The 22,464-nt window shown below is 52.5% G+C and carries 15 protein-coding genes; 11 read left to right on the forward strand and 4 right to left on the reverse strand.

Annotation, left to right across the window (positions count from 1 at the left end; translation table 11 throughout):
- Positions 1–40: 40 nt before the first annotated feature.
- From B1748_RS02210 to B1748_RS02230, 5 genes are all read left to right on the forward strand, one after another.
- Positions 41–1,678: an extracellular solute-binding protein gene (locus tag B1748_RS02210; protein WP_087566236.1), complete on the forward strand. Its 1,638-nt coding sequence runs from the start codon at positions 41–43 to the stop codon at positions 1,676–1,678.
- A gap of 103 nt (positions 1,679–1,781) precedes the next feature.
- The gene (locus B1748_RS02215; protein ID WP_087566237.1) at positions 1,782–2,900 is read left to right on the forward strand and encodes a glycoside hydrolase family 88/105 protein; all 1,119 of its coding nucleotides are present in this window, start codon (positions 1,782–1,784) and stop codon (positions 2,898–2,900) included.
- A 12-nt stretch (positions 2,901–2,912) separates the two neighbouring features.
- The gene (locus B1748_RS02220) at positions 2,913–4,751 is read left to right on the forward strand and encodes a cache domain-containing sensor histidine kinase (protein ID WP_087566238.1); all 1,839 of its coding nucleotides are present in this window, start codon (positions 2,913–2,915) and stop codon (positions 4,749–4,751) included.
- Entirely contained in the window at positions 4,748–6,283 is a 1,536-nt protein-coding gene (locus B1748_RS02225; protein ID WP_087566239.1) for a response regulator transcription factor, read from the forward strand. The genes B1748_RS02220 and B1748_RS02225 overlap by 4 nt, the downstream gene beginning before the upstream one ends.
- A gap of 64 nt (positions 6,284–6,347) precedes the next feature.
- Complete coding sequence (locus B1748_RS02230; protein ID WP_087566240.1) at positions 6,348–10,229, forward strand: family 43 glycosylhydrolase; 3,882 nt, start codon at positions 6,348–6,350, stop codon at positions 10,227–10,229.
- A 208-nt stretch (positions 10,230–10,437) separates the two neighbouring features.
- Here B1748_RS02230 and B1748_RS37325 read toward each other — a convergent pair whose 3' ends face one another.
- Positions 10,438–10,848 (reverse strand): ketopantoate reductase family protein, encoded by a 411-nt coding sequence (locus tag B1748_RS37325; protein WP_256975484.1) that lies wholly within the window; start codon positions 10,846–10,848, stop codon positions 10,438–10,440.
- Positions 10,849–10,914: 66 nt separating this feature from the next.
- Positions 10,915–11,247, reverse strand: a complete 333-nt coding sequence (locus B1748_RS37330) for a DUF1995 family protein (protein WP_256975485.1) — start codon at positions 11,245–11,247, stop codon at positions 10,915–10,917.
- Positions 11,248–11,286: 39 nt separating this feature from the next.
- On the opposite strand from B1748_RS37330, the gene B1748_RS02240 reads away from it, so the two are divergent.
- Together B1748_RS02240 and ric are read left to right on the forward strand one after the other, a co-directional pair.
- Positions 11,287–12,552, forward strand: a complete 1,266-nt coding sequence (locus B1748_RS02240; RefSeq protein ID WP_143810222.1) for a type 2 periplasmic-binding domain-containing protein — start codon at positions 11,287–11,289, stop codon at positions 12,550–12,552.
- 121 nt (positions 12,553–12,673) lie between these two features.
- On the forward strand, positions 12,674–13,381 hold the full coding sequence (gene ric, locus B1748_RS02245; protein ID WP_087566242.1) for an iron-sulfur cluster repair di-iron protein: 708 nt from the start codon (positions 12,674–12,676) through the stop codon (positions 13,379–13,381).
- 153 nt (positions 13,382–13,534) lie between these two features.
- On the opposite strand, the gene B1748_RS02250 is transcribed toward ric, so the two are convergent.
- Both B1748_RS02250 and B1748_RS02255 read right to left on the reverse strand, forming a co-directional pair.
- A complete protein-coding gene (locus tag B1748_RS02250) occupies positions 13,535–14,593 on the reverse strand; it encodes a Gfo/Idh/MocA family protein (protein WP_087566243.1) in 1,059 nt (352 codons plus the stop codon).
- Positions 14,594–14,777: 184 nt separating this feature from the next.
- Complete coding sequence (locus B1748_RS02255) at positions 14,778–15,638, reverse strand: AraC family transcriptional regulator (RefSeq protein WP_087566244.1); 861 nt, start codon at positions 15,636–15,638, stop codon at positions 14,778–14,780.
- Between the two features lie 129 nt (positions 15,639–15,767).
- Here B1748_RS02255 and B1748_RS02260 point away from each other — a divergent pair, with 129 nt between their 5' ends.
- The 4 genes from B1748_RS02260 (at position 15,768) to B1748_RS02275 (ending at position 22,260) form a co-directional block, all read left to right on the forward strand.
- Complete coding sequence (locus B1748_RS02260; protein WP_087566245.1) at positions 15,768–17,834, forward strand: beta-galactosidase; 2,067 nt, start codon at positions 15,768–15,770, stop codon at positions 17,832–17,834.
- A 1,252-nt stretch (positions 17,835–19,086) separates the two neighbouring features.
- Positions 19,087–20,133, forward strand: a complete 1,047-nt coding sequence (locus B1748_RS02265) for an ABC transporter substrate-binding protein (RefSeq protein WP_087566246.1) — start codon at positions 19,087–19,089, stop codon at positions 20,131–20,133.
- Between the two features lie 11 nt (positions 20,134–20,144).
- Positions 20,145–21,194 carry a FecCD family ABC transporter permease gene (locus B1748_RS02270; RefSeq protein ID WP_087566247.1) on the forward strand — a complete coding sequence of 350 codons (1,050 nt, stop codon included), beginning with the start codon at positions 20,145–20,147 and terminating at the stop codon, positions 21,192–21,194.
- On the forward strand, positions 21,181–22,260 hold the full coding sequence (locus tag B1748_RS02275) for a FecCD family ABC transporter permease (RefSeq protein ID WP_087566248.1): 1,080 nt from the start codon (positions 21,181–21,183) through the stop codon (positions 22,258–22,260). Before B1748_RS02270 ends, B1748_RS02275 begins: the two co-directional genes overlap by 14 nt.
- Positions 22,261–22,464: the final 204 nt, after the last annotated feature.

The raw sequence follows: 22,464 nt of genomic DNA on the forward strand, positions 1-22,464 counted from the left end.
GGCAACAAGGAAATTCATTATATATTGAGGGGGATTCCACATGTTTGGACAATCATTCACACCAAGAATGAAGTTCGCGTTGGCACTGGGGATGTCCGCGGTTATGGCAGCAGGGGCAGTCGGTTGCAGCCAAGCGGAAACAGGATCAAAAGGGAAGAGCGAAAAAAAAGCTACAATTACCGTCTCCAACTATGACAGGGGAAATATTCCCGCAGCGGAGGGAACGGTTGAGGAGAACCGTTGGACCAAGTGGATTAATGAGCGTTCTCCTGTTACGGTCAAGTTTGTGCCGGTGGCACGGGCAGAGGCGGTTAGGAAGCTGAATGTGATGTTCGCATCGGGCAGTGCGCCGGATATTGTCAATGATTATGATACGGGGTTCCGGAATTCCCTGTATCAGCAGAAGCAATTGCTGCCTCTGGACGATTATTTGCAATATGCGCCTGAATACCAGAAGCTGTTGGAGAAGTACCCCCAGCTTCGCAAAGTAGGCACTAAGCCGGACGGCAAGCTGTACGAAATCGGTAAAATCAATGAGCCTCATCTGCAGAGTGTGGCCTTTATCCGAATGGATTGGCTGAAAAAGCTGGGTCTGGAGGTTCCGAGAACGACCGACGAATTGCTTGATGTTCTGAGAGCATTCGTGGAGCAGGATCCTGACGGCAATGGGAAGAAGGATACTTATGGAACCAATATGAGCTACACCTCGGGCGGAATGATAGATTCGATGTTCGGCTCGTATGGGTGGAAACTCTCCGATGATGATACAATTGTTAGAACTTGGGACAACACGCTGGAGTCCCTTAAATTTAAGAAGACATTATTTGAGGAAGGGCTTATCGATAAGGATTACCTCGCGGACAAGAATGGAGCTAAAGCCAAGCAGGATTATCTGAACGGTAAAATAGGCGTGTTCCTTCCCCCTGCTATCACTAACTGGTTTGAGAATACGGTAACGGACATTCAAACGCTCCGCAAGGTTGTTCCGGAGGCGGAGATAGCGCCGATGGAGCAGCCCAGGTCTTCCATGGGGCAATTCGTTCATCATGTGGTTAATCCGGTTCAAATGACCACGGTGATCAATGCTGCGGCCAAAGACCCCAAGGCCGCGATGGAATATATTAATTTCATCATCAAACCGGAGAACGCTCTGATTCTGAAGAAAGGAATTGAGGGAGAGCATTGGAGAGAAGGCGAGGACGGTTTTCCAAAGGTTATCGATCCTGAGAAGAACGCCAAGGAGCTGGACTGGGCTATGGACTATTCCATGTTCTATTCGATCCCTGAGAATCCGCTTCTGATATCCACCACTGCGTTCGACGTGAGCGATCCTGACCAGAAGGCCGGTCTGGAGATGTTGAACAAAGCAGACGAGTTTCTGCTTAATCCCGAAGCTCAATATCCTGCGTTAAGCCACTATGAGCATATGCCTTCTCTGCCGAGCGAGCTGGTAGTGATCAATACCAATATCGACAAAGAAATCCAGGACATCTATGCCAAAGGCATTATTGGCGGGGCTCAATATACAGCTGAGCAAGCGGTTGCAGATGCGAAAGCTGCTTGGGAGAAAGGCGGCGGCAAGCAGATTGAGGAATTTATGAACACTTGGTATAAGGAAAACAAGGAGATCGCTTTCCTTGGCAAAGATATCTTGGAGTTGGTTCGCTCCCAGCACTAGCAAAGGGTGCAGGATCTGGAATATAAGATGAATGCGAGCCTAGTTCGGACATGATCGAGCTAGGTTTGCTTTCGGCACGTTGTATATAAGAAGGAGTAGATGAATGGTGACCAATGAAATACTGCTTCAAAAAATCTCGCGGGTAGTGGACAGGCTTATGAATTTGGGCGGCAGCGATTATGAAAAGGATAAAATGGCGAATCAAGCCGATACAAGAAAAGGGATCGTCCAACGAGATTTCGGAATAGAAGAATGGGACTGGCCTCAGGGTGTCGGTCTTTATGGTTTATACAAGTTGCAAGAATATTATCGTGATCGCCGTTATATGGAGTTTTTTCAAGGATGGTATTCCCGCAATCTGGAGGTGGGTCTGCCGTCCAAAAATATTAATACGACAGCTCCCTATCTGGCTTTGGTTCATCTTCTGGATCGACTGGAGCCATCCAACCAACTGGAACAGTTATGCCAAGATCATGCGAACTGGCTTATTCATGAGCTGCCCAAAACGAAAGAAGGCGGCTTCCAGCATACAGTCACGGCCATTGGCAATCGGGATGGAGTTCACTTGCATAATGGGCAGTTATGGATTGATACGTTCTTTATGGCGGTTCTGTTCCTGAACCAAGCCGGGCGCAAGTTCAATCGACCGGAATGGGAACAGGAAGCCGTTCATCAGATTCTGCTTCATATCAAGTACTTGTACGACAAACATAGCGGACTGTTCTTCCACGGTTGGAGTTTCGAGCGTAATGATAATTTCGGCAGCATCTTCTGGTGTCGCGGCAATTCCTGGTTCACCTACGGCCTCGTCGATTACCTGGAAACTTGCCAGGATACGATTAATCCTGGTGTCCGGGACTTTCTGATTGATACGTACAAGGCGCAGGTCAATGCCCTGGTTCCGCTTCAAGCGGCTTCCGGTCTCTGGCACACCGTACTGCGCGATCCCGACAGCTATGAAGAGGTATCCGGGTCGGCTGCCATTGGCGCGGGTATCCTGAAAGGCATGAAAATCGGTATTCTGGATTCCTCCTATGAAGCTGTTGCGAACAAAGCTATCCAGGCGGTGTGTCAAAATATTAGCGAGGATGGAACCGTGCTGAATGTGTCGGCTGGAACCGGTATGGGAATGGATAGCGACCATTATAAGAACATCACGCTCATGCCGATGGCATACGGACAATCCCTTGCTCTTATTGCCTTGTATGAGGCTTTAAAATAATATAAATATAATATGAAACTGGGGGGAGGGAGCCGACTGCATCCGAAGAGCTGTCTGGGGTATATAGCCGGAAAAATAAAGGGCAGCTTCAAGATCAAGCTGATCGTCCTGCTCTCGTGTATGGTAACACTTTCCTTTGCCTTGGCAGGTTGGATGGTTTATCGATCGAATATCCAATTAATGGAGGACGAAATTAGCAAGCAGTTCTCCATCGCCACCGAACAGGCATTGAACAGACTGGAGATGTCCTTCCAGGAAATCAACCGGGTATCCCTATCTATTACCCTGAATCCGTCCATTGAACGGTTTCTTAAAGAGAACATTGTTTATGAAAGCGATTCCTACACTCAATTCAAGAACCGCAAATACGTGGAAGAACAGTTGAATATGCTGCTGGTGGATGCCCCGTCCATCCGTTCCGTGTTTCTGTACAATGAGAAGGGGGAACTGACGGTTCTCTCCAAAACCGGTGCGTCGGGAGAACCGGGAACGAATGACTTGACCAGACTGATGGAGAAGCTTGAGCCTCATAGAGGGAATATGGTTTGGAGCCGGGCCGAGGCGGTCAGCGCCATTGATCCGAACGGACGCAGAACCGTTCTGATTGCTGCCAGACGGATGCTCAATGAGAAGCTGATCCCGTACGGCACTATGGTGATGGTGATAGAGGAAAGTCTGGTATCCAAGGTGCTGCGGGAACTTATGCATAACGGCAGAGGCAAGTTATTGCTGCTGGAACCTATGGGCGGCATGCTCTACTCCAATACCGACCAGAGCGAGGCGGAGCAGCTCTTGCAACTGGCACAGGAAAGTTATCCCCAGCATGTCGAAATGGATGGCATCACCTATCTGTTCGTCCGACACGAGTTGATACCGGCAGGCTTTACCTTATACGGAGGAGCTTCCTTGCAGGAGATACAGAGGAGAAATAAAGACATTATCCGAATATTGGTATTCGCCGGAATCGGCATCATCCTGCTCAGTGCACTGCTGATTACGATTTCGACCCGGACGCTTCTGTCTCCTCTAGGCCATCTGATGCAGGGACTACGGATGTTGCGTTCCGGCGATTTCACGGTTCGTGTCAAGGTGAATTCCGGCGACGAGCTGGGATACATCGGAGATAGCTTCAACAACATGGCGGAGCAAGTGAGCGAACTGATCAACAAGGTATATCTGGCTCAGATCAGCCAGACGGAATCGGAGCTGAAGGCCATCCAGGCACAGCTGAACCCTCATTATCTGCACAACCTGTTCAATGAGCTGTATTGGAAGCTGTACAGCAACGATCAGGAGGAGACGGCGCTTCTGATCCACGCCATCTCGGAGATGCTGAAGTATTCCCTTAAACCTGTCCAGACGGATACGACTCTTGGAGAAGAGTTGAATCAGATCCGCAATTACATCAAGATCCAGACGGAACTATTCACCGGGGAGATTGAAACGATTATTCAAGCTGATGAGTCCTTGCTGAGTCTGAGGATGATGCGATCCCTTCTGCTGCCGGTGGTGGAGAATGTGTTTGTACACGCTTTTCGTGATATGGATCAAGACCGGGTGCTGCGGATCAAAGCGTTTCTATTAGATGAGGCGCTTCATATCGAGGTGGCTGATAACGGATGCGGTATGGATCAAGAAACCCTGAGAACCTTGACAGAGGCGGAGGATGTGCTGCAGGACGGCAATAAACTAGGGATCGGCTACAAAAGCGTGCTTCGGCGCATTCAGCTGGTATACGGCTCCGCATATGGAGTGAAGATTACCAGCAGTAAAGGGAACGGAACAGTTATTCACATGACGCTTCCTATTAAATCCGGGACACCGGGGAGTCATGAGGAGGGGGATAGATGAAGGGCAAGCTGTTTATTGCCGAGGATCAGCCCAACTTCCGCAAGGGACTGCTGAAGCTGGCGGGGAAGCGACCTGCCGACTGGGTAGTGACGGGAGAAGCGACTAATGGTCGGGACGCCTTGTACATGATGGAGCAAAGTGTCCCGGATCTCTTGCTGACCGATATTCGGATGCCCCATATAGATGGATTGCAGCTGACAGAAGAAATCAGAAGCCGCGGCTGGATGACCAAGATTGTAATTGTAACCGGATTCAAAGATTTCTCGTATGCCCAGTCCGCCGTCAAGTTCGGCGTTCAGGACTTTATCACCAAGCCTTGTGTAGAAACGGATATATTAAGCGTACTTGATCGGATTTATGTACAGCTGATTCAGGAAAGCCAGACCCAGCTCTCGGTGGAAGGCTGGAGAAGTCAGCATGAAGACAGCGAGCTGCGCTCGGCTATTATGGGCTTGCCCTGCAACGGCGAAGAGGTGGAGGCTTTGCTGAAGCGGATGAAGCAATGTGAACTGCACATTCTCCGTATTCCTACCTTTTTCCCCACGGAGAAGCATTATTCCGACCAAGATGTACCGCTGTTGCAGTTCGCTTTCGCCAATATTGCCGGTGAGCACTTGATGAGATGGTTTCCCGGCAGTTTTCGCCTGTTTCCCTTGAACGCATCGGAGTGGGCCTTATTGGTGGACCAGAGTTCTTCCCGATCGGATATGCTCCCCTCATGGCAGCAGATACTCGCCGATTCGGTTCATCATTATTTGGGACTGACTCTTGAATGCAGCGAACAAGGGCTATGCGCTACCACGAAGGAATTGTACCAGGGCTATAGACGATATTGCAACGAGGGGAGGCGTGAACACAGTTCCGCTGGCGAATCATTGCTCAACCAGACGGCGCTTTACGAGAAGGAGAGGGAAATTATAACCTGGCTGATGTCGGAGGATAACAGCCGCCTGGGTCAGGAACTGCAGGAACAAGCCTTTCGGATCAGCCGGTTGCCTCCGCAAGCCGCCAAGATCGAAGCGCTGCTGCTGGTTGCCGCAATTCTCCGGCTGGTGCAGGTTCAGTTCCCCGAATGGCAAATGACCGTGCGCTCCATAGAGTGGGATGTTGTCTATCAATGTGTGACGTCGGAGGATATAGCGGCATGGCTGCAGGGATATATCGATGAATTTCTGCAGTCTCACAATACCTGGCTTGCCAGCAAGAACGATAATCCGGTCAAGCAGGCCATCCGGTTTATTGAAGAATCATACATGGGGGTATGCGGCTTGGCCGAGGTGGCGGCTCATGTCCATCTCAACCCCAGCTACTTCAGCAAACTGTTTAAAAAGGAAACCGGGGAAGGTGTAATCGGCTATATTCAGAAGCTGCGCGTACAGAAGGCGAAGCTTCTATTGAAAAGCACAGATATGAAAATATTCGAAATTGCCGAGGCTACCGGCTTCAACGACTCCAATTACTTCACGCATATGTTCAACAGGATAGCGGGAGTCCCCCCAAAAGAATACCGCAGGCAAATGGTTGACCCGTGACTCTTATATGGACTCCAAATCTATTATAGTGTCCAAATCTATTATAGTGCGAGGAGGATTATAAATGTTCAAAAACAGTTTCAGGCATCTTTTGCTTTGCCTTGCAGTGTTATTGATGTTGCCGCAAGGAATTGGAGCGGTTGCGGCTGAGGCATCCATGCCGGATTCGCCAGTGTCGATGCCGGCATCGACCGAAGGGGGATTGGAAGTGTCTAATTTCTACAATGTTATTATGCAGGTAGGCGCCGACCCTTGGGTGTACAAGCACACGGACGGCTATTACTACAACTCCTTTGCCAACGCCAGTGGTGTCATGATCCGCAGAGCGAAGACCATCAGCGGCCTTGAAGCGGGCGAGAGGAGACTGACCTGGTCGCCGGTCAAGGATACCATGTACAGCTCTAATATCTGGGCGCCGGAGATGCATTATCTCAAAGATACCGATGGCGCTTACAAATGGTATATTTACTTCGCGGCCGATAACGGAACCAATGCTAACCACCGCATGTACGTGCTGGAGAACGCCAATGAGAACCCGATGACCGGAACTTGGGAGTTCAAAGGTAAAATTACCGATTCCAGCGACCGCTGGGCTATTGACGGAACTGTGCTGACTGTAAATGATGAACACTATTTCATCTGGTCAGGTTGGGAGAATATGGACGGAAGCTTTCAAAATTTATATATTTCGAAGATGAGCAATCCATGGACGATCAGCTCGGAACGGGTATTGCTCTCGACGCCTGAATATGATTGGGAATCGTCCCCGGGCAGGATCAATGAAGGACCGCAAGTGACGATAAAGGGCGACATCATCAATCTGGTCTATTCCGCCAACGGAAGCTGGACAGACAGTTATTGCCTCGGGTTGATTACGGCCCATATTGGCGCCGATCTGATGGATCCCGCGTCTTGGGTTAAGCATGACGAGCCAATCTTCTCTAGCGCTAACGGCGTTTATGGTCCGGGTCACCACAGTCTGGTGACCTCGCCCGACGGCAGCGAGGACTGGATTATCTACCATGCCGCCCGCTGGCCGGGATCAGGGTGGACCCGCAATGTTCGCGCACAGAAATTTACCTGGAACGCAGATGGAACACCAAACTTAGGTGAACCCATCGACCCGAACATACCGATTGCGATACCTTCGGGAGAGCCAGTACGTCAACGCTATGAGGCGGAGACTGCCGTGCTGGGGAAAGATCCCGCCAGCGCAATCGGCCCTGCCGTACGGCGGGAAGGCAGCGCATCGGGCGGGATGAAGATCGCTAATATCCAAAATGCCGGCGATCATATCCAGTATACGGTCAACGTGCCGGATGCAGGATTTTATATGATGTCCGTTCGCAGTGCCAATGGTTCATCGAGCGGGGGGGATGCTTCCCAAATCATGTCGGTCAACGGCAGTCCCGGAGCTAGACTAAACACCGTCTATTCCGGCTGGAATCGTTGGGGAGTCTCTACCGCGAAAATCTATCTTGAACAAGGTGACAATACGTTCCGCTTCTCGGGCGGCGGCGGTCTTGTCGAGATGGACAGTCTGGATCTGTTCAAGCTTGAAGCAGGCTCCGAACTATTATTCGATTCTCCGGGGTACACGTTGGGATTGGGGGAGAGCCGCAGCTTGCCCGTGTATACGGTCTCAGGTACGACCCATTCTCTTGCAGGCAGCGGAGTTTCCTTCAGTTCCTCCAATACAGAGGTCGCCATTGTTGAAGAAACGATTGAGGGAACGGTGATCAAGGGGATTAAGGCGGGCAGTGCCACGATAACCGCAACCTATAACGGGCTAATGGCTACGGCCGCCGTTTATGTTGCCGCTGAACCAAGGTCCGTGCAGTCCGTTGCGATTAGCGGATTGAACAACGTCCTGACCAGCGGACTGACAGGACAACTGCAGATCACGGCACGTTACAACACCTATGAGGAACAGGATGTGACGGCTGGCATTGAGTACTTCAGCAGCAACCCCGACGTGGCTAAAGTTACGACCACCGGTCAGGTATATGACACCAACCCGGGGGATACGGTGATTAAAGCTGTATACGGAGGCAAGGAAGCCGCATTCAACTTGACGGTAACGCCTGAACCATCCCAGGTTCCGCAAGTCGTTTCTCAAGTCAAGACCCCTTCGGGAGTGACGCCTAGACTGCCCGACGTTGTTAACGTCGTCTACAATGCGGAGGAGTACACAGCCGGGATCAGCTGGAAGCTGGAAGGTATTCATTTCAACTCGCTTGGCTTCGTACAGATACCAGTCGTATTGACTCTGAATGGCGAGGATTTGCCTGCGAGCGCTTCCGTAGAAGTTGTTCCGGACTGGGGTCTTGATGGTATAGTGAAAGAAATTCGCAGCAGGCTGGACAGTTTCTCATACCCTCTGGGCGAAAGCCTCGGAACTTATAGCCTTGCCGCATACAATACGCTCTTGGCCGCGCTGCTTCAGGCAGAGGCGTTGTCTGCAGACGGCAATCTGACGGAAGAGCAATTTAATCAGATGCGAACTTCGCTTGCCGAAGCGGAAGCCGCTTTGTTAGGTTCGCTCAACAGTACGCAGGATGGCGTGTTCTACAACGCTTACCGGGATTTCTCCGGCGATGAGACGGGCAAGTTTCCTTTCGGGATTATGGTCCGAGAGCTGACCAACGGCGCTACCGCCACTGTGTTAGAGGAAGACGGAAACAAATTCCTTCGATTGACCACCGCTGCTACTTCGGGCAAAGCCAACTTGTTCCTACCTTATCTGGACGAGGTGACGGCTACAGGAGATCAGCGCATCATTATCGAATATCGCGCCAGATTGAACAGCAGCTTCCAGTACGCGAACGGCGCAATGGTGAGAAACGACAGCGGAACGGATAATTATTCTATGGTCACGGCCTTTGATCTGGGGAAAATTATCGTGCAATCCGGACCTACCAAGCATAAAGTCAAAGACTTTAGTTACAATGGCACATGGTATAAGTTCAGGATGGAAGCCAACTGGGATGCCAAGACGTATACCGTCTACTTAAACGATGATCCTGTTCCGATAGCCGAGAACTACGTCTTCCGTCATACAGGCGGCAATAAGCTGACCGGACAGCTCTTTGGCGTCGACGGTTACGCCAACGCCTCCATTGATTTCGACGATTTCAAAGTCATGGTTATCGGAGGAGCGAAGATTGCGCCTGAAGGGCTTGAGACTGTCGCTGAAACAGCCGAAGGGGCCAATGACGGTCGGATCACCGGCGTGAACGCCGCCATGGAATGGTCTTCCGATAATGGGGGCGTATGGTCTCGCGTAGAGGGCGATACCATTGCGAATTTGGCGCCTGGCACGTATTGGGTCCGATACTCCGCGACGGATACGCATAAGGCGAGTCCTCATGTGGAGCTGACAGTTGCGGGCCACCAACCGCAGCGTCAAGTCACCGGCGTGAGTCTGGACAAGACCAGTGTGCAGTTGTATACCGATTCCGAAAGCTCTACCGTCCAGCTTATCGCAACCGTGGAACCTACCGATGCGACTGACAAGAGCGTGACGTGGAGCAGTTCCAATCCTGATGTAGCTGCGGTGGATGAGAATGGGATTGTTACGGCGATTGCTCAAGGTACAGCTATAATTACAGTAACAACAGTCGATAGCGGTTACCAGGCGACTAGCATCATTACAGTATCCGACTCGCCGATTCCAACACCCACTGTAGATACGTTGAGCAATCAGTTACAAGCGTACGTCATCTCAGGCGATGTGAGCGGACCGCTAGTTAAGCAATTGACGAACCGGCTGAATCAGGTGGAACATCACTTGTCAGGTGGACGGCACTCACAGGCAGCTAAACATCTGGAAGACTTCCTTAAGCACTTGAATAATCGGTCGATGCAGAGGCATGTGACGGAGGAAGCGAAGCAGAAGCTGGAATCCTTGGCAAACCAGTTGCTGGAATCTTGGTCATCAAAGTGAATGCCAAGTTGCTAGTGCAGTAAATAGTTAATGACCGCTCGCATGAACGACATATGGAACGAGAAGCGCCGTACCCCAAGGTATCGGCGCTCTTCTTCATGAGTGATCCTTCAAGTAGAGAGCAGCTTCATCAATAAGAGTAGTCAAGCAACGCCTGCCGTTGTCAGGCGTTGCTTGGAAAAAGAAAAATAGAGAATCTTGCAGACTCCTATGATAAGGAATTTTCAATAGCTTTGTAATATTCAGTTTTTTCAAATGCCATAGTAAGACGCGGCAAAGGTATGCCTAACTTTTTTGCTTCTCTCACCACTTCAGCTACCGCAAAACCCGCTTTACTATTGTTGTATTCGATGAAAAGTCGTGCTAATCCGCCCTTTGCGAAAATAAACTTGTGAAAAAGCGTGCCGAGAATCGCCGGCGGAATCTTAGTCAACAGCAGCAAAATCATATCACTCTTTGCGCCTCTTGCTTTAAGTACAGGGACCATTTCTCTCATATGTTTACCAACATTTGCGAATGAGTCGCTATGGTTCATGATCGCTGGAAAACTTCCACGTTTTAACACCTCGGTCTCCATTGCTGCATTCATGGCAAAGTGTTTCCATAGCCAGCTTTGCATATCCTTTATCCAACTAATTTTAAAATGGGCGCTTTCAAAGCATTCCTTGACCAATTGGTTAATAGGTTAGGTGCCTGCCCGTGGTTTTTCAAGAAATACCATTTTCAAAAAACCGCCTCTAAGCCTGTTGTCCGCGATGCCGCTTCCTGCTCCGGGGAAGCCAAAGACAACATTGTTCATAGACAATGGTGCGATCGATGATTTCAAATCTTGCCAAATGTTATTGAATAGGAGGATAGGGGTATTTCCTGCAGCAGTTGATAGGAATTTTACAACTTCCGGAAGCTGTTCGGTGTTGACGCTCACAATAATGAGATCATAATTTGGAAGCATCTCCTCATGTAGTTTGACGTTCCAGCTTTCTTCTATCAGCTTTCTCCCTCTTCGTGCATCCCACATTTCAAGCTCTATACGGCTTCCGACAACCAGAAACAGATCATGCCGATAGACGAATTGATCGAGACCTACAGTACCGAATATAAGCAAGTGCTCGAGAAATTTCCGATCCTGAAGAAGCTGTCCACGCAACCCGATGGGCATATGTATGCCGTGGGAAGGGTGCAGGGGTATTTCCCGTTCACGTATTTGTTCATTCGGGAAGATTGGCTGGATAAGCTGGAGCTTGACGCGCCGCGCACGACGGAAGAGCTGCTTCGGATCGCGATCGCGTTCGCGAAGCAGGATCCGGACGGCAACGGGGTGGACGATACGCAGGGCATCAACATGAGCGGATTCGCGCCCGATGTGATCAACAGCATGTTCCAGAATACGAACTGGGTACTGGAGGACGGAGAGATCGTACGCGATTGGGAACGGGCGCAAGCGGCGCTGCAGTTCAAAAAAGCATTGTTCGATGCGGATGCGATCGACAGGGATTATTTGACGGACAAAAATGGAAGAAAGGCGGAGCAGGATTTCTTAAAGGGCAAAATCGGACTTTATGCGTTCGCTGGTAACGCCAAGGAGATCTACGATGCATATGCGCGGCTTCGCAGCAACGTCCCGGAAGCCGTTATTGCGCCGATCGCGCTGCCCGCAAGTCCCTTTGGACAATTCAGCGCGCAATTTAATCCCCCCTTCCAGCTTAGCGGCGTTATCAATGCGAAGGCGAACGATCCGGCCAGCGTCATACGATATATCGACTTCATGAGCAAGGAAGCGACGGAAGCAACGTTTAAGTACGGACTCGAAGGCGTGCATTACCGGATGGACAATGGCGTTCCGGTGACGATCGACAAGGACAAGTACGACAAAGAGGTGTCTTGGCTCGGCGACTTCCGCACAATCGGGCCGCAATACCATACGACTGAATTCGAGAAGTACAAGCAGGATCTGGATCTGAACAAGCCGTTCGACCGGGAAGTGGATGACCTGCTGAACGAAGCGCTCGGGCTGTATATCAGTCCCGAACGTCCCTACGCTGGATTTACGCTTGATCGGTATATGCCCGCATTGCCGAATGAGATCGAATTTATTGATTCCAATGCCGAACGCGCCATTCTCGATATATGGAATCGGGCGATTCTAGGCGGCGAAGCCTATTCGGCCGAACAAGCCGTGCAAGATGCCCGCAAGGCCTGGGAGGACGGGGACGGGGCTCAGGTGGAGCAATGGTACAGGGACTGGTACAAGGAGAATAAAGACAAGTGGGTATTCACGGAAGACCTGTACGATGTCCGAATTCGCTCCGAGTTCGGAAAATAGGAGAATTATCGCAACTTCTGTTCAACGAATCGCCGCAAGTCATGTGATTGGTATCACAACCTTTCAATGCAATGGTTCATTATAATTAAGACGAACCTAATGAATGAAGGGGATGAATCGTATGATAACCGTAATTCAAAGCGAACAGCGGCTTGGCGATATCGTCGCGCAATATACTCAAGCAAGTAACGTTTTTAAGGAGCTCGGCATCGATTTCTGTTGCGGAGGCAAACAAACCTTATACGATGCGGTTCGAAAGAGGAGACTCGATGAGGAAGAGGTTTTGTTTCGACTTAACAAGGTTTGCACCGAATCGCGGCCGGCATGGCCTTTGGATTGGAAGCAGGATGATCGGAAATTGACGAAATTAACCGAGCATATTATTCTTCAACATCATGATTTTCTGCGCAAAGAGCTTCCTGTTTTACGTGATTTCGTCAATAAGGTTGCTCGGGTGCACGGCGAGGGCCATCCGGAGCTTAAGGAGCTGCAAGTCCTATATCATCAATTGAGCGCGGAATTGCTGGAGCATCTGAACAAGGAGGAGCAGCAATTGTTTCCGGCGATCCGCAAGGCCGAAGAAGAGGGATCTGCAAGCATGCTGCAAGCTGCGCTCCAAGTACTGGATACTCTTGAGGCTGAGCACGACGAGGCGGGTGACCTCCTTAGCCGCATGCGCGAGACAACAAATGGCTATGCGCTTCCCGAGGATGCGTGTATGACTTATACGATCACGTTCCGTAAATTGGAGGAGCTGGAGAGCGATATGTTTACCCATGTACATCTGGAGAACAATTTGTTATTCCCTGCTCTTGCCGAATTAAGATAGACTTGAATGAACAGAACCCCTTACGCTGCTTCTTGAACAAGGAACAAGCCTCTTCTCGCGGGAAGAGGCTTGTTCGATTGGGCGATAAATCCTCCCTCTAAACGCGGTCGCGCATCTCTGAAGGCCCTCGATAGAGGATTTCGCATAATGCATTCATTCTACAATGACCGGCTTGACTTCCGTAAAGGAGCGTTCCATCGCCAAAGCGAGGCGAACATCGGCTAATGCTTCGGTCAAGGAGTAGAAGGAGACGCCTTGCCTCAGGTAGGTATCCATCTTGACCAGTGCCTCTGCTATGCCGATCTCCTCGTCGGAGAGCGGATAAGGGCTGAACGGGTTTCGATACAGGACATTCGCGCCGGCTCTGATCTCAAGCAGCGACAGCGGCGACAAGCTGCCCTCCTGTCCGTTCTGCTCGCGTTCGAGGCTTAAGGATTCGAACAGGCCGGGCCCCGTCTTACGCACGAGGGCATTGTCCCGGATTTCGCCCAGCGTACCGCGAATCAAGATTCGATTGGCACGAATCTGCGAGAAATATTGCGAACGCGAGAAGTCCAGTACGGCGCTTTTGCCCGAGCTGAAGCGAAAGATAGCGATCTCTTGCACCTCTTCGCCTTCCCGGTCATCCGGAACGGTCTGGTCCCGATAGGGGACATCGCCGATGGGCATGCTGAATCGACTGCCAATGATCTCGCAAGACTGTGCCGGTTCGATGGCCAACCACTTCCGAATCAGGCTGACGCCGTGGTAACCATGACCAGCGGATACTTGCACGTGATGCACGTCGCCGATGGCGCCGGACTGCAAGCATGCGGTACGGGCTTGATGATGAGGCTGCAGCGGGTATTGCTCGGCGACCTGAATGCGGGCGTCCGACGCTGCGATCGCCGTCAGTTGATCGAATTCGGTCATGTTCGTTGCGGGCGGCGTTTCGGCCAGCACGGGAATTCCCGCTTGAGAAAGCTCCGAGAGCCAGGCGGGGACGCCGTTTTTGGACACGGCGAGTACGAGAAAGTCGCTGTCCCTCGCCAATTCATCGGCAGAGCGGTAGACGGCGACATTCCACTTGGCTAACAGCTCTTCGTATTTCTCGGGATGACGCAGCAGGATGCCGCTCACGCGGAACCGATGGGGCAGCATGGCTGCAATGCGGAGGTAAAAGGTTGCCCGCCATCCGCCTCCAATTAAGCCGAACGTAATTACAGGTCGCATAATGATTCCTCTTATTCGTTGTATTTGTTCCTCTATTCAATACATGCAATCCTCATCCCACAAATCAACGGCCTATCTGCCACCACTTCTCACAAATTAATACCTGTTTTCCTCCGCTTCCCACATTTCCACCACCTGTTTGCCTCCACTTCCCACTATTCGACCGCTTATTTGTCTCCGCGTCTCAGCAGTCGTCGGCAACGAGTTGCCCCTTTGCGTATTGTTTGGGAGTGACGCCATAAGTTCGCTTGAACATACGGATAAAATAGCTGGCGTCCATCCCCAGCTTGTCGGCGACGCGATCCACCGTTATCCCCGGATAATCCTGAAACAACTGCACCGAGCGCCGCATGCGCAACTGCAACACATACTGTTGCGGAGTCATGCCAAAGTTGGCCACGAACAGCCGATGAAAATGCTGAACAGAGTAGCCGGCGGCTCTGGCCACGTTGGACAGCAGCAATCGTTCGCCATAATGATCGTGGATAAGCTTGACGGCGGCTTGCAGGGAGGGATTGGGCTGATCTGTCGGGTAGATCTTTTTGGTCGATTGCGCAGCGGGATGATGCCCCTCCATAAAGATGAGCAGCAGGTCGTACAGACGACGTGAAGCCTCGTAGGCATGCTCGCCGCCTTTGTTGATCGTATGCCAGATGCCCTCGAGCTGCAGCCAAAGCTCGTTGAAGTTAGGCGCTTCTCCCGCAAACAATACGAGATCGTCCATTTGCGACATCAATGCGTCCGCCATGCCGCCTCCGAAGGCGACGAAGCCCAGATGCCATACTTCCTCCGATTCGTCGTCGGAGCGGTAGCGGTGGCCGGTATGAGCGGGCAGCAGCAGAGCCATGCCCTTGGACACTGTAAATGTTTTGCCGCCGAGCATACGGAATGTTCCTTGTCCACTCCGAGTCAGGAACAGCTGGTGGGCAGGATAACCGTTCTCGCGGCGATCGATTTCCTTCTGCTCATGGCTGCCGACGCAGATGACGCTAAACGGCAGACGATGCTCCAAATTGGCGTTGTCGGCAAGGAGGAAAGGCATCATTGTCCGAAATTCACCTCATGTTAAGATTAGACGATTTATTGGCAGATCCGTTCTATGATTATAACGTGCCTTTGAACTAAGATCAAAGAAGGATAAGAGAATAATACGATTATGAGGTGAATATACGACATGATGATTAACAATAAGCCAATAAGTCCCAAGCTGCCCGTATTCATGCATGGAGCGGACTATAATCCCGATCAATGGCTCCATGATCCTTTCGTTTTGGAGGAGGATATCCGGCTGATGAAGCTTGCAGGCTGCAACGTAATGGCCATCGGCATTTTCTCCTGGGCATCGCTGGAGCCGAACGAAGGCGAATTCCGATTCGACTGGATGGACGGCGTCCTGGAGCGTTTCAAGAATAACGGCATCTATGCCTGGATCGCCACACCGAGCGGCGCACGTCCGGCTTGGCTGTCCGCGAAGTATCCCGAGGTGCTCCGCGTGGGCGCCAATCGCGTCCGCAATCTCCACGGGATGAGACATAACCATTGTTATACGTCGCCGGTGTACCGCGAGAAAACCGCCATTATCAACCGCAAGCTGGCGGAGCGTTACGGAGATCATCCCGCCGTAATCGGCTGGCATATCTCCAATGAGTTCGGCGGCGACTGTCATTGCGATTTGTGCCAAGAGGCGTTTAGAGCGTGGCTGCAAGAGAAATATGGCACGCTGGAATCGCTCAATATGGCCTGGTGGACGACATTCTGGGCACACACGTATACGGATTGGAGCCAAGTGGAGTCGCCGTCGCCGCACGGGGAGAACATGGTGCATGGCCAGAATCTGGATTGGCGCAGATTCGTAACGGCTCAGACCATTGCCTTCTGCAAGCATGAGATCGATTCGGTCAAATGGGCGAACCCCGATCTGCCCGCCACGACCAACATGCATATGATCGAAGGGCTGGATTATCGCCAATTCGCGGATGTGCTGGACGTTGTATCGTGGGATGCTTACCCGACTTGGCATCAAGGGAAGGACGGCGTCAAGCTGGGGGCATCCATCGGCTTTTATCACGATCTGTACCGCTCCATCCTGCGGAAGCCTTTCTTGTTGATGGAGAGCACGCCGAGCCAGACAAATTGGCAAGCCGTGAGCAAGCTGAAGCAACCGGGCATGCATCGACTCTCGTCTTTGCAAGCAATCGCGCATGGCTCGGATTCCGTGCAGTACTTCCAGTGGCGGAAAAGCCGCGGCTCCAGCGAGAAGTTTCACGGCGCGGTCGTGGATCACGTTGGGCATGAGCATACGCGCGTATTCCGAGACGTGGCCGAACTGGGCGGCACACTGGCAGATATTTCTGCGGTGGCGGGCTCGTCGACGCCTGCAGAGACGGCTATTTTGTTCGATTGGGACAATCGCTGGGCGGTCAAGGATGCGCAAGGTCCGCGGAATTCGGGCCTGCATTACGAGGACACTGTGCTAGCCCATCACCGCGCGTTGTGGGAGCAGGGCGTTATGACGGACGTCATCGGCAGCGGCGACGATTTCTCGCCGTATAAGCTTATCGTAGCTCCGATGCTGTACCTGTGCATTGAAGAGACAGGGCGCAAGCTGGAGGCATTTGTGGATAATGGCGGTACGCTTGTGACGACGTATTGGTCGGGCATTGTAAACGAGCATGACCTGTGTCATCTCGGAGGTTTCCCCGGTCCGCTCCGCAAGACGCTTGGCATCTGGGCGGAAGAGATCGAAGGGCTTTATGACGAGGATCGCAACGGTCTGTCCTTGCTTGCCGGCAATACACTGGGCTTGTCAGGCAACTACGAGGCGCGCGAGATCTGCGAGCTGGTGCATGCGGAGAGCGCAGAGGTGCTGGGACATTACACGGACAGCTTCTATGCGGGACGTCCGGCGCTGACCGTTAACAAACTAGGCGAGGGCAAAGCCTATTACATGGCGACGCGGCTGGGCGATGACTTCCTGCTCGACTTCTATAGGTCGGTTGCGGCCGAATCCGGCGCGGCTCGCGCGCTGCAGTCGGAGCTGCCAGCCGGTGTAACCGCACAACTGAGAACGGATGGGATATGGGATTATGTGTTCCTTATGAACTTCGGAGCTGAGGCGGCGGAAGTCAAGTTAGACGGCCGGCTCTATACGGACCTCGAGAGCGGCGAAGCGGAGGAATCGGTCGTATCGCTGCCGGTAAACGGCATTCGTATGCTGAAACGGGCGGCGGTACGAGGATAGCAGCAACAGGAGTGTTCGTGGTTGCAGCCGAGTGCGCCAGAGGAGTTAGCAGCGTGAAGCAAGGAGGTTTTAGGCATTCAGAAGCAACCTTTGATTTGGCTCGTTCCCGGGCTACCGACGGATCAGGTTTGCTTTTGACCGATTGAGAATCTAACGGACTCCTGCGACACTAATAGCCCATTTTACACAAGGATCAAATTCTAACGGACAAGAGCGTCGTTATATGGCCAAAACAAAGCAAAAAGCTACTCAGATGGGGTAAATAGTGGCGTGTGTGTCCGTTAGATTTTAGAAACATCGTTTAATCGAAGAATAGCGACGCTCCTGTCCGTTGCTAGAAGGACAAACTTGCACAACGGAGCGATCGAAATTGCCAGTAAGGGTGATTTTGTTCACGTATAGGAATGTTGACTTATAGGAAAACATCATTTTCCCATACTTTCTCTATCAGTACGTGATCGGCGAGGAGTGCTCTACAACAAACTATTCGTGGTGATGCCGGCCGCCGGTTGTGCGCCCCGAGGGCGTACCTATTTGTCGAAGGTTCGTGCTGTAGGTCGCCGATCAGCTTTGACCATCCAAACGCATCCCTTTGAACGATATCCCATCTACTCAGGAAAATCTCTTTTAGCATTGCTGGTACTCGATATGAAGCGATCGTCCTCACTCCCCTCTGAACGATATCCCGTCTGTTCAGGCAAGAATACGTAGTAACCTGTCCTGAATAGACGGGATATTCATCAAAGGAGGATCGCTGATAGTTAGCTCTATAACGAATCTTCTGAGTAGCGGGGATATTCATCATAGGAGGATCGCCGATAGTTAGCTCTAGGACGAATCTTCTGAGTAGCGGGGATATTCATCATAGGAGGATCGCTGATAGTTAGCTCTAGGACGAATCTTCTGAGTAGTGGGGATATTCATCAAAGTTGGATCGTCGATAGTTAGTTTTGAAACGAATCTCTGAGTATTGGGAAAGTTGATCCAGGCATGTGATGCGAATGTTTGTCGGAGGGGCAACTGGGCAGTATAAGTGTTTTGTTTGCCTGAAGGCAGACGAAAAAAGCCGAGAAAAGCCGAGAAAAAGCAATTGACAACATTTCCGTCTCTTGTTAACATTCATAAATAGTAATTATTACGAATTAATAACTGGCTAAAATAGTCGTTTTTTCCGAACTAAGATCGTAATGATTACGCTTATATGAAGCGCAACCGGCTACCGGTCATTAAGCGCAAAAGGAGATCAAGAATCATGAAGAGGAAACACGGTTGGTTGATGATGTTGCTCGTCCTTGCCCTGCTGGCAACGGCATGCGGAGGGAATAACGATGGAAAGGAGGGCGCCGCCGCGCCTTCAGGGGAACCGGCCCAATCGTCTCAGCATGACGATGCAGAGTCGAATCAAAGGGAAGAAGCCCCAGCAGAGGCCGGGCCAATCGAAGTCACGGACGATACAGAAACCAAGCTCACGTTCGACGGGCTGGTGGAAAAAGTCGCTTGCATCGTATCCCTCTGTATTGACGTGCTGGCCGAGCTGGGCATGGAGCCGGCCGCTATCGCGGAGAGCGGTGTTCGGGTCATCGCGAGCTCGCCGGAGTTTTACGGAAGCAAGGGAGAGTCCTTCCCGTCGATCGGCGGAAGCTTTTTCGAGCCTAGCCTGGAGGATCTCGTGACGGCGGCGCCGGAGCTCGTAATCGGCCTGAAAGGCGTCCACGACACGCTGAGGGAAGGGCTGGACGGTATAGCTCCGCTCTATCTCGCCAATCCCAAAAGCTATAAAGATTCACTGGAATTCCTGGAAAAGATCGGCGAGCTGACGGGCAGAACCAATGAAGCGGCGGCCGCGAAGGCGCGTTTCATGGAGAAGCTGGAAACGGCCAAGGAGAAAAGCCCGATGGACAAAAAGGCACTCATTATTTTCGGCTCGGACGTCAACTTCTCGGTTATAACGGCAACCGGGCTTGGAGGAACCGTCATGAAGGAGTTCTCGAACTATCCGTGGCAGGTGGAGAAGGCGGAGGACGATCCTTACGGAGAGGGCAGCGTGCCATATTCGCTGGAACGATTGCTTGTCGAGGATCCCGATGTCATCTTCGTCGAAAGTTATTCTTACAGCCCGGGCACGCTGCCCGTATCGGAGCAGCTCGCGGCTTCCCCGCTCTGGAGCAAACTAAAGGCGGTGCAGAATGGGCAAGTGCATGAAGTGCGTTCGCCGATCTGGGGCGACGGGCGGGGAACCCGCTCGCTTGGCATTCTAATGGACGAGGCGCTGGCCATCCTGTATCCGGATTTATTCTAGGAGGATTGAATATGCCAAGCGAGACTGTTGCGATCCCGAAGCCTATAGAGAGGCGTCCCCAAAGAAGACTGCTGCCAGCAGCGCTGCTTGGCTTCTTCGCGATAGCTGCGGTCATCGCCGTCGGCTTAAAGGGAGGCAGCCCATCGCCGTCATGGGGAGAGCTGGCGGGGCTGATTTCCGGAGAAGGAGATGCTTTGGTCCGGACGATCGTAGCGGAAATTCGGCTGCCCCGTATCGTGCTGGGGCTCATGGTAGGCGCCATGCTGGCTGTATCCGGTACGCTGATGCAAGGAGCGATGAACAATCGGCTTGCAGGCCCGGAATTGCTGGGCTTGTCCGCCGGGGCGTCGCTTGCTGCGGCCGCGATTCTTGTGCTGAGGCTGCCCGTGCCCTACCATCTGCAGCCGCTGTGTGTCTTGGCGGGAGGGCTGGCTGGTGGCGCCGTCGTTATCATAGCCGCAAGGATCGCCCGTGGAGCGGCGGGCATGCTGTTGATCGGGATGTCGGTCACGGCGATGCTGAACGGCCTGCTTATCGTGCTGATCGCCATGGGTACCAGCAATGACGTGAATCTGTTTTATGCGTATTTGCTGGGTTCGCTCGCCAACCGCGGCTGGGAGCAAGTACTTCGCGTGCTGCCTTGGTTCGCCGCCATGCTTCCCGTTGCGTTCGTTATTGCGAAGCGGGTTAATCTCTTGCAGCTTGGCGACGATTCGGCTTCGGGGCTCGGCATCAACGCTGGTCAATCACGAATTGTGATCCTGCTTGCCAGCGCGATGCTAGTGGCGTCGACGGTCGCCGAGTGCGGTCCAATCGGCTATGTTTCCTTGCTGGCTCCGCATCTGGCGCGAGCCGTCATACTTTCGCAGGACGCGCGTCTCGTATTGCCGGTCTCGGCGTTGATAGGGGCCGTAATGCTCGCCTTGGCGGATCAACTGGGGCGGCTGCTGTTCGCTCCGTTGGAGCTGCCCGTCGGCGTTTGGACGACGTTGATCGGCGGGACGGTCTTGCTGTTGATTCTGTCGAGAAAGAATGGAGGAGCATTCCATGGCGGACAATAAGGCTATTCCCGGAATTGGTGAACGGTCAGCCCGACATTCCCGCAGATTTTGGATCGTAACCGGTGTCCTGCTTGCCGTGCTGACGACGCTCGTGCTGCTCCATCTTGCCTTCGGCCGAACGCCGCTGTCCTTGGAAGAGATAATGGCTGCCCTGTCAGGAAACGGGCCGGATGGACACCGGCATATCGTCTGGAATCTGCGTCTGCCGCGGGCTCTTGTCGCCATGACGGCGGGAGGTCTTCTTGGACTTGCCGGAGCCATTCTTCAAGTCGTCATGCGGAATCCGCTCATGGAGCCAGGCTTGATCGGCGTGTCGGCAGGCGCGGTGTTGGCCGTCATATTGACGATGCAGTTCTCGACGGCCGCGATTCCCATAAACGGACGGATGCCGATTGTCGCATTGGGAGGCGCATTGCTCTCGATTGGCATGCTTTACATGATCAATGGGAGAACCGGCGGCAGCGGCCCGCGATTGGCGTTGATCGGCGTCGTGGCAGCTTCCGTGCTGCAGGCGGCGAACTCATTGCTTATGCTGAGACAGCAGGAGGGCTTGGCGTCCATCCTGCTGTGGTCGTTCGGTTCGCTTAACGGACGGGTATGGGCGCACTGGAACATGATATGGCCATGGGCGCTGGCGCTTGTTCCCTGCGCGCTGCTGATGGCAAGAAGGGCGGCGGTGCTGCAACTGGGCGACGAGACGGCGGTCGGGCTCGGTTTGCCCCTTTTTCGTACCCGGCTGCTCCTCTTGCTTCTTGCCGCGGCGCTGACGGCGGTATCCGTGTCCGCGGTAGGAGCCATCGGCTTCGCAGGTTTGATCGGTCCCCATATTGCGGCGAAGCTGGTCGGCCGGCATCCCGTCTATCTGTTTCCCGCAAGCGTATTGTTGGCGGGAACGCTGCTGATTGCCGCGGATTGGATCGCGGGGAGCGCGACGCTCTCCTTCTCGTTGCCGGGCATGGAGCATCGTGTGACGAGCCTGCCTGCAGGCGCGGTCACGACACTGCTGGGAGCACCGTTTTTTCTTTATCTGCTTCGTGGAAGCCTGGCGGGAAAGCGGGGGATCTGAGATATTTGCCAAACCTGGGATATACTAAGCGGGCATGGGATAAAGAACACCGGCATTAGGAAAGCGGGCATTTTTCAAGGATATCTCGGATAAAGGCGAGAAAAAACGATATCCACGGATCAAATGAATAAGAAGCAACTGCTGCGAGCGTTTTATTGGCTATCTTTGAATGGAAACAACCGTTTTTGAGCCGAAATGTCGTTT

This window comes from Paenibacillus sp. MY03 (assembly GCF_002165585.1).
GTDB lineage: Bacteria > Bacillota > Bacilli > Paenibacillales > Paenibacillaceae > Pristimantibacillus > Pristimantibacillus agaridevorans.

Coding starts and splice junctions, on each gene's coding strand:
- B1748_RS02210 (WP_087566236.1), top strand. CDS start 41: ATGTTTGGACAATCATTCACACCAAGAATGAAGTTCGCGTTGGCACTG.
- B1748_RS02255 (WP_087566244.1), bottom strand. CDS start 15,638: ATGATGCCTTTCCTCCTTGCCGACAACGCCAATTTGGAGCATCGTCTG.
- B1748_RS02275 (WP_087566248.1), top strand. CDS start 21,181: ATGGCGGACAATAAGGCTATTCCCGGAATTGGTGAACGGTCAGCCCGA.
- B1748_RS02220 (WP_087566238.1), top strand. CDS start 2,913: ATGAAACTGGGGGGAGGGAGCCGACTGCATCCGAAGAGCTGTCTGGGG.
- B1748_RS02240 (WP_143810222.1), top strand. CDS start 11,287: ATGCCGATAGACGAATTGATCGAGACCTACAGTACCGAATATAAGCAA.
- B1748_RS02215 (WP_087566237.1), top strand. CDS start 1,782: ATGGTGACCAATGAAATACTGCTTCAAAAAATCTCGCGGGTAGTGGAC.
- B1748_RS02225 (WP_087566239.1), top strand. CDS start 4,748: ATGAAGGGCAAGCTGTTTATTGCCGAGGATCAGCCCAACTTCCGCAAG.
- ric (WP_087566242.1), top strand. CDS start 12,674: ATGATAACCGTAATTCAAAGCGAACAGCGGCTTGGCGATATCGTCGCG.
- B1748_RS02250 (WP_087566243.1), bottom strand. CDS start 14,593: ATGCGACCTGTAATTACGTTCGGCTTAATTGGAGGCGGATGGCGGGCA.
- B1748_RS02265 (WP_087566246.1), top strand. CDS start 19,087: ATGAAGAGGAAACACGGTTGGTTGATGATGTTGCTCGTCCTTGCCCTG.
- B1748_RS37330 (WP_256975485.1), bottom strand. CDS start 11,247: ATGTGGGATGCACGAAGAGGGAGAAAGCTGATAGAAGAAAGCTGGAAC.
- B1748_RS02270 (WP_087566247.1), top strand. CDS start 20,145: ATGCCAAGCGAGACTGTTGCGATCCCGAAGCCTATAGAGAGGCGTCCC.
- B1748_RS02260 (WP_087566245.1), top strand. CDS start 15,768: ATGATGATTAACAATAAGCCAATAAGTCCCAAGCTGCCCGTATTCATG.
- B1748_RS02230 (WP_087566240.1), top strand. CDS start 6,348: ATGTTCAAAAACAGTTTCAGGCATCTTTTGCTTTGCCTTGCAGTGTTA.
- B1748_RS37325 (WP_256975484.1), bottom strand. CDS start 10,848: ATGCAAAGCTGGCTATGGAAACACTTTGCCATGAATGCAGCAATGGAG.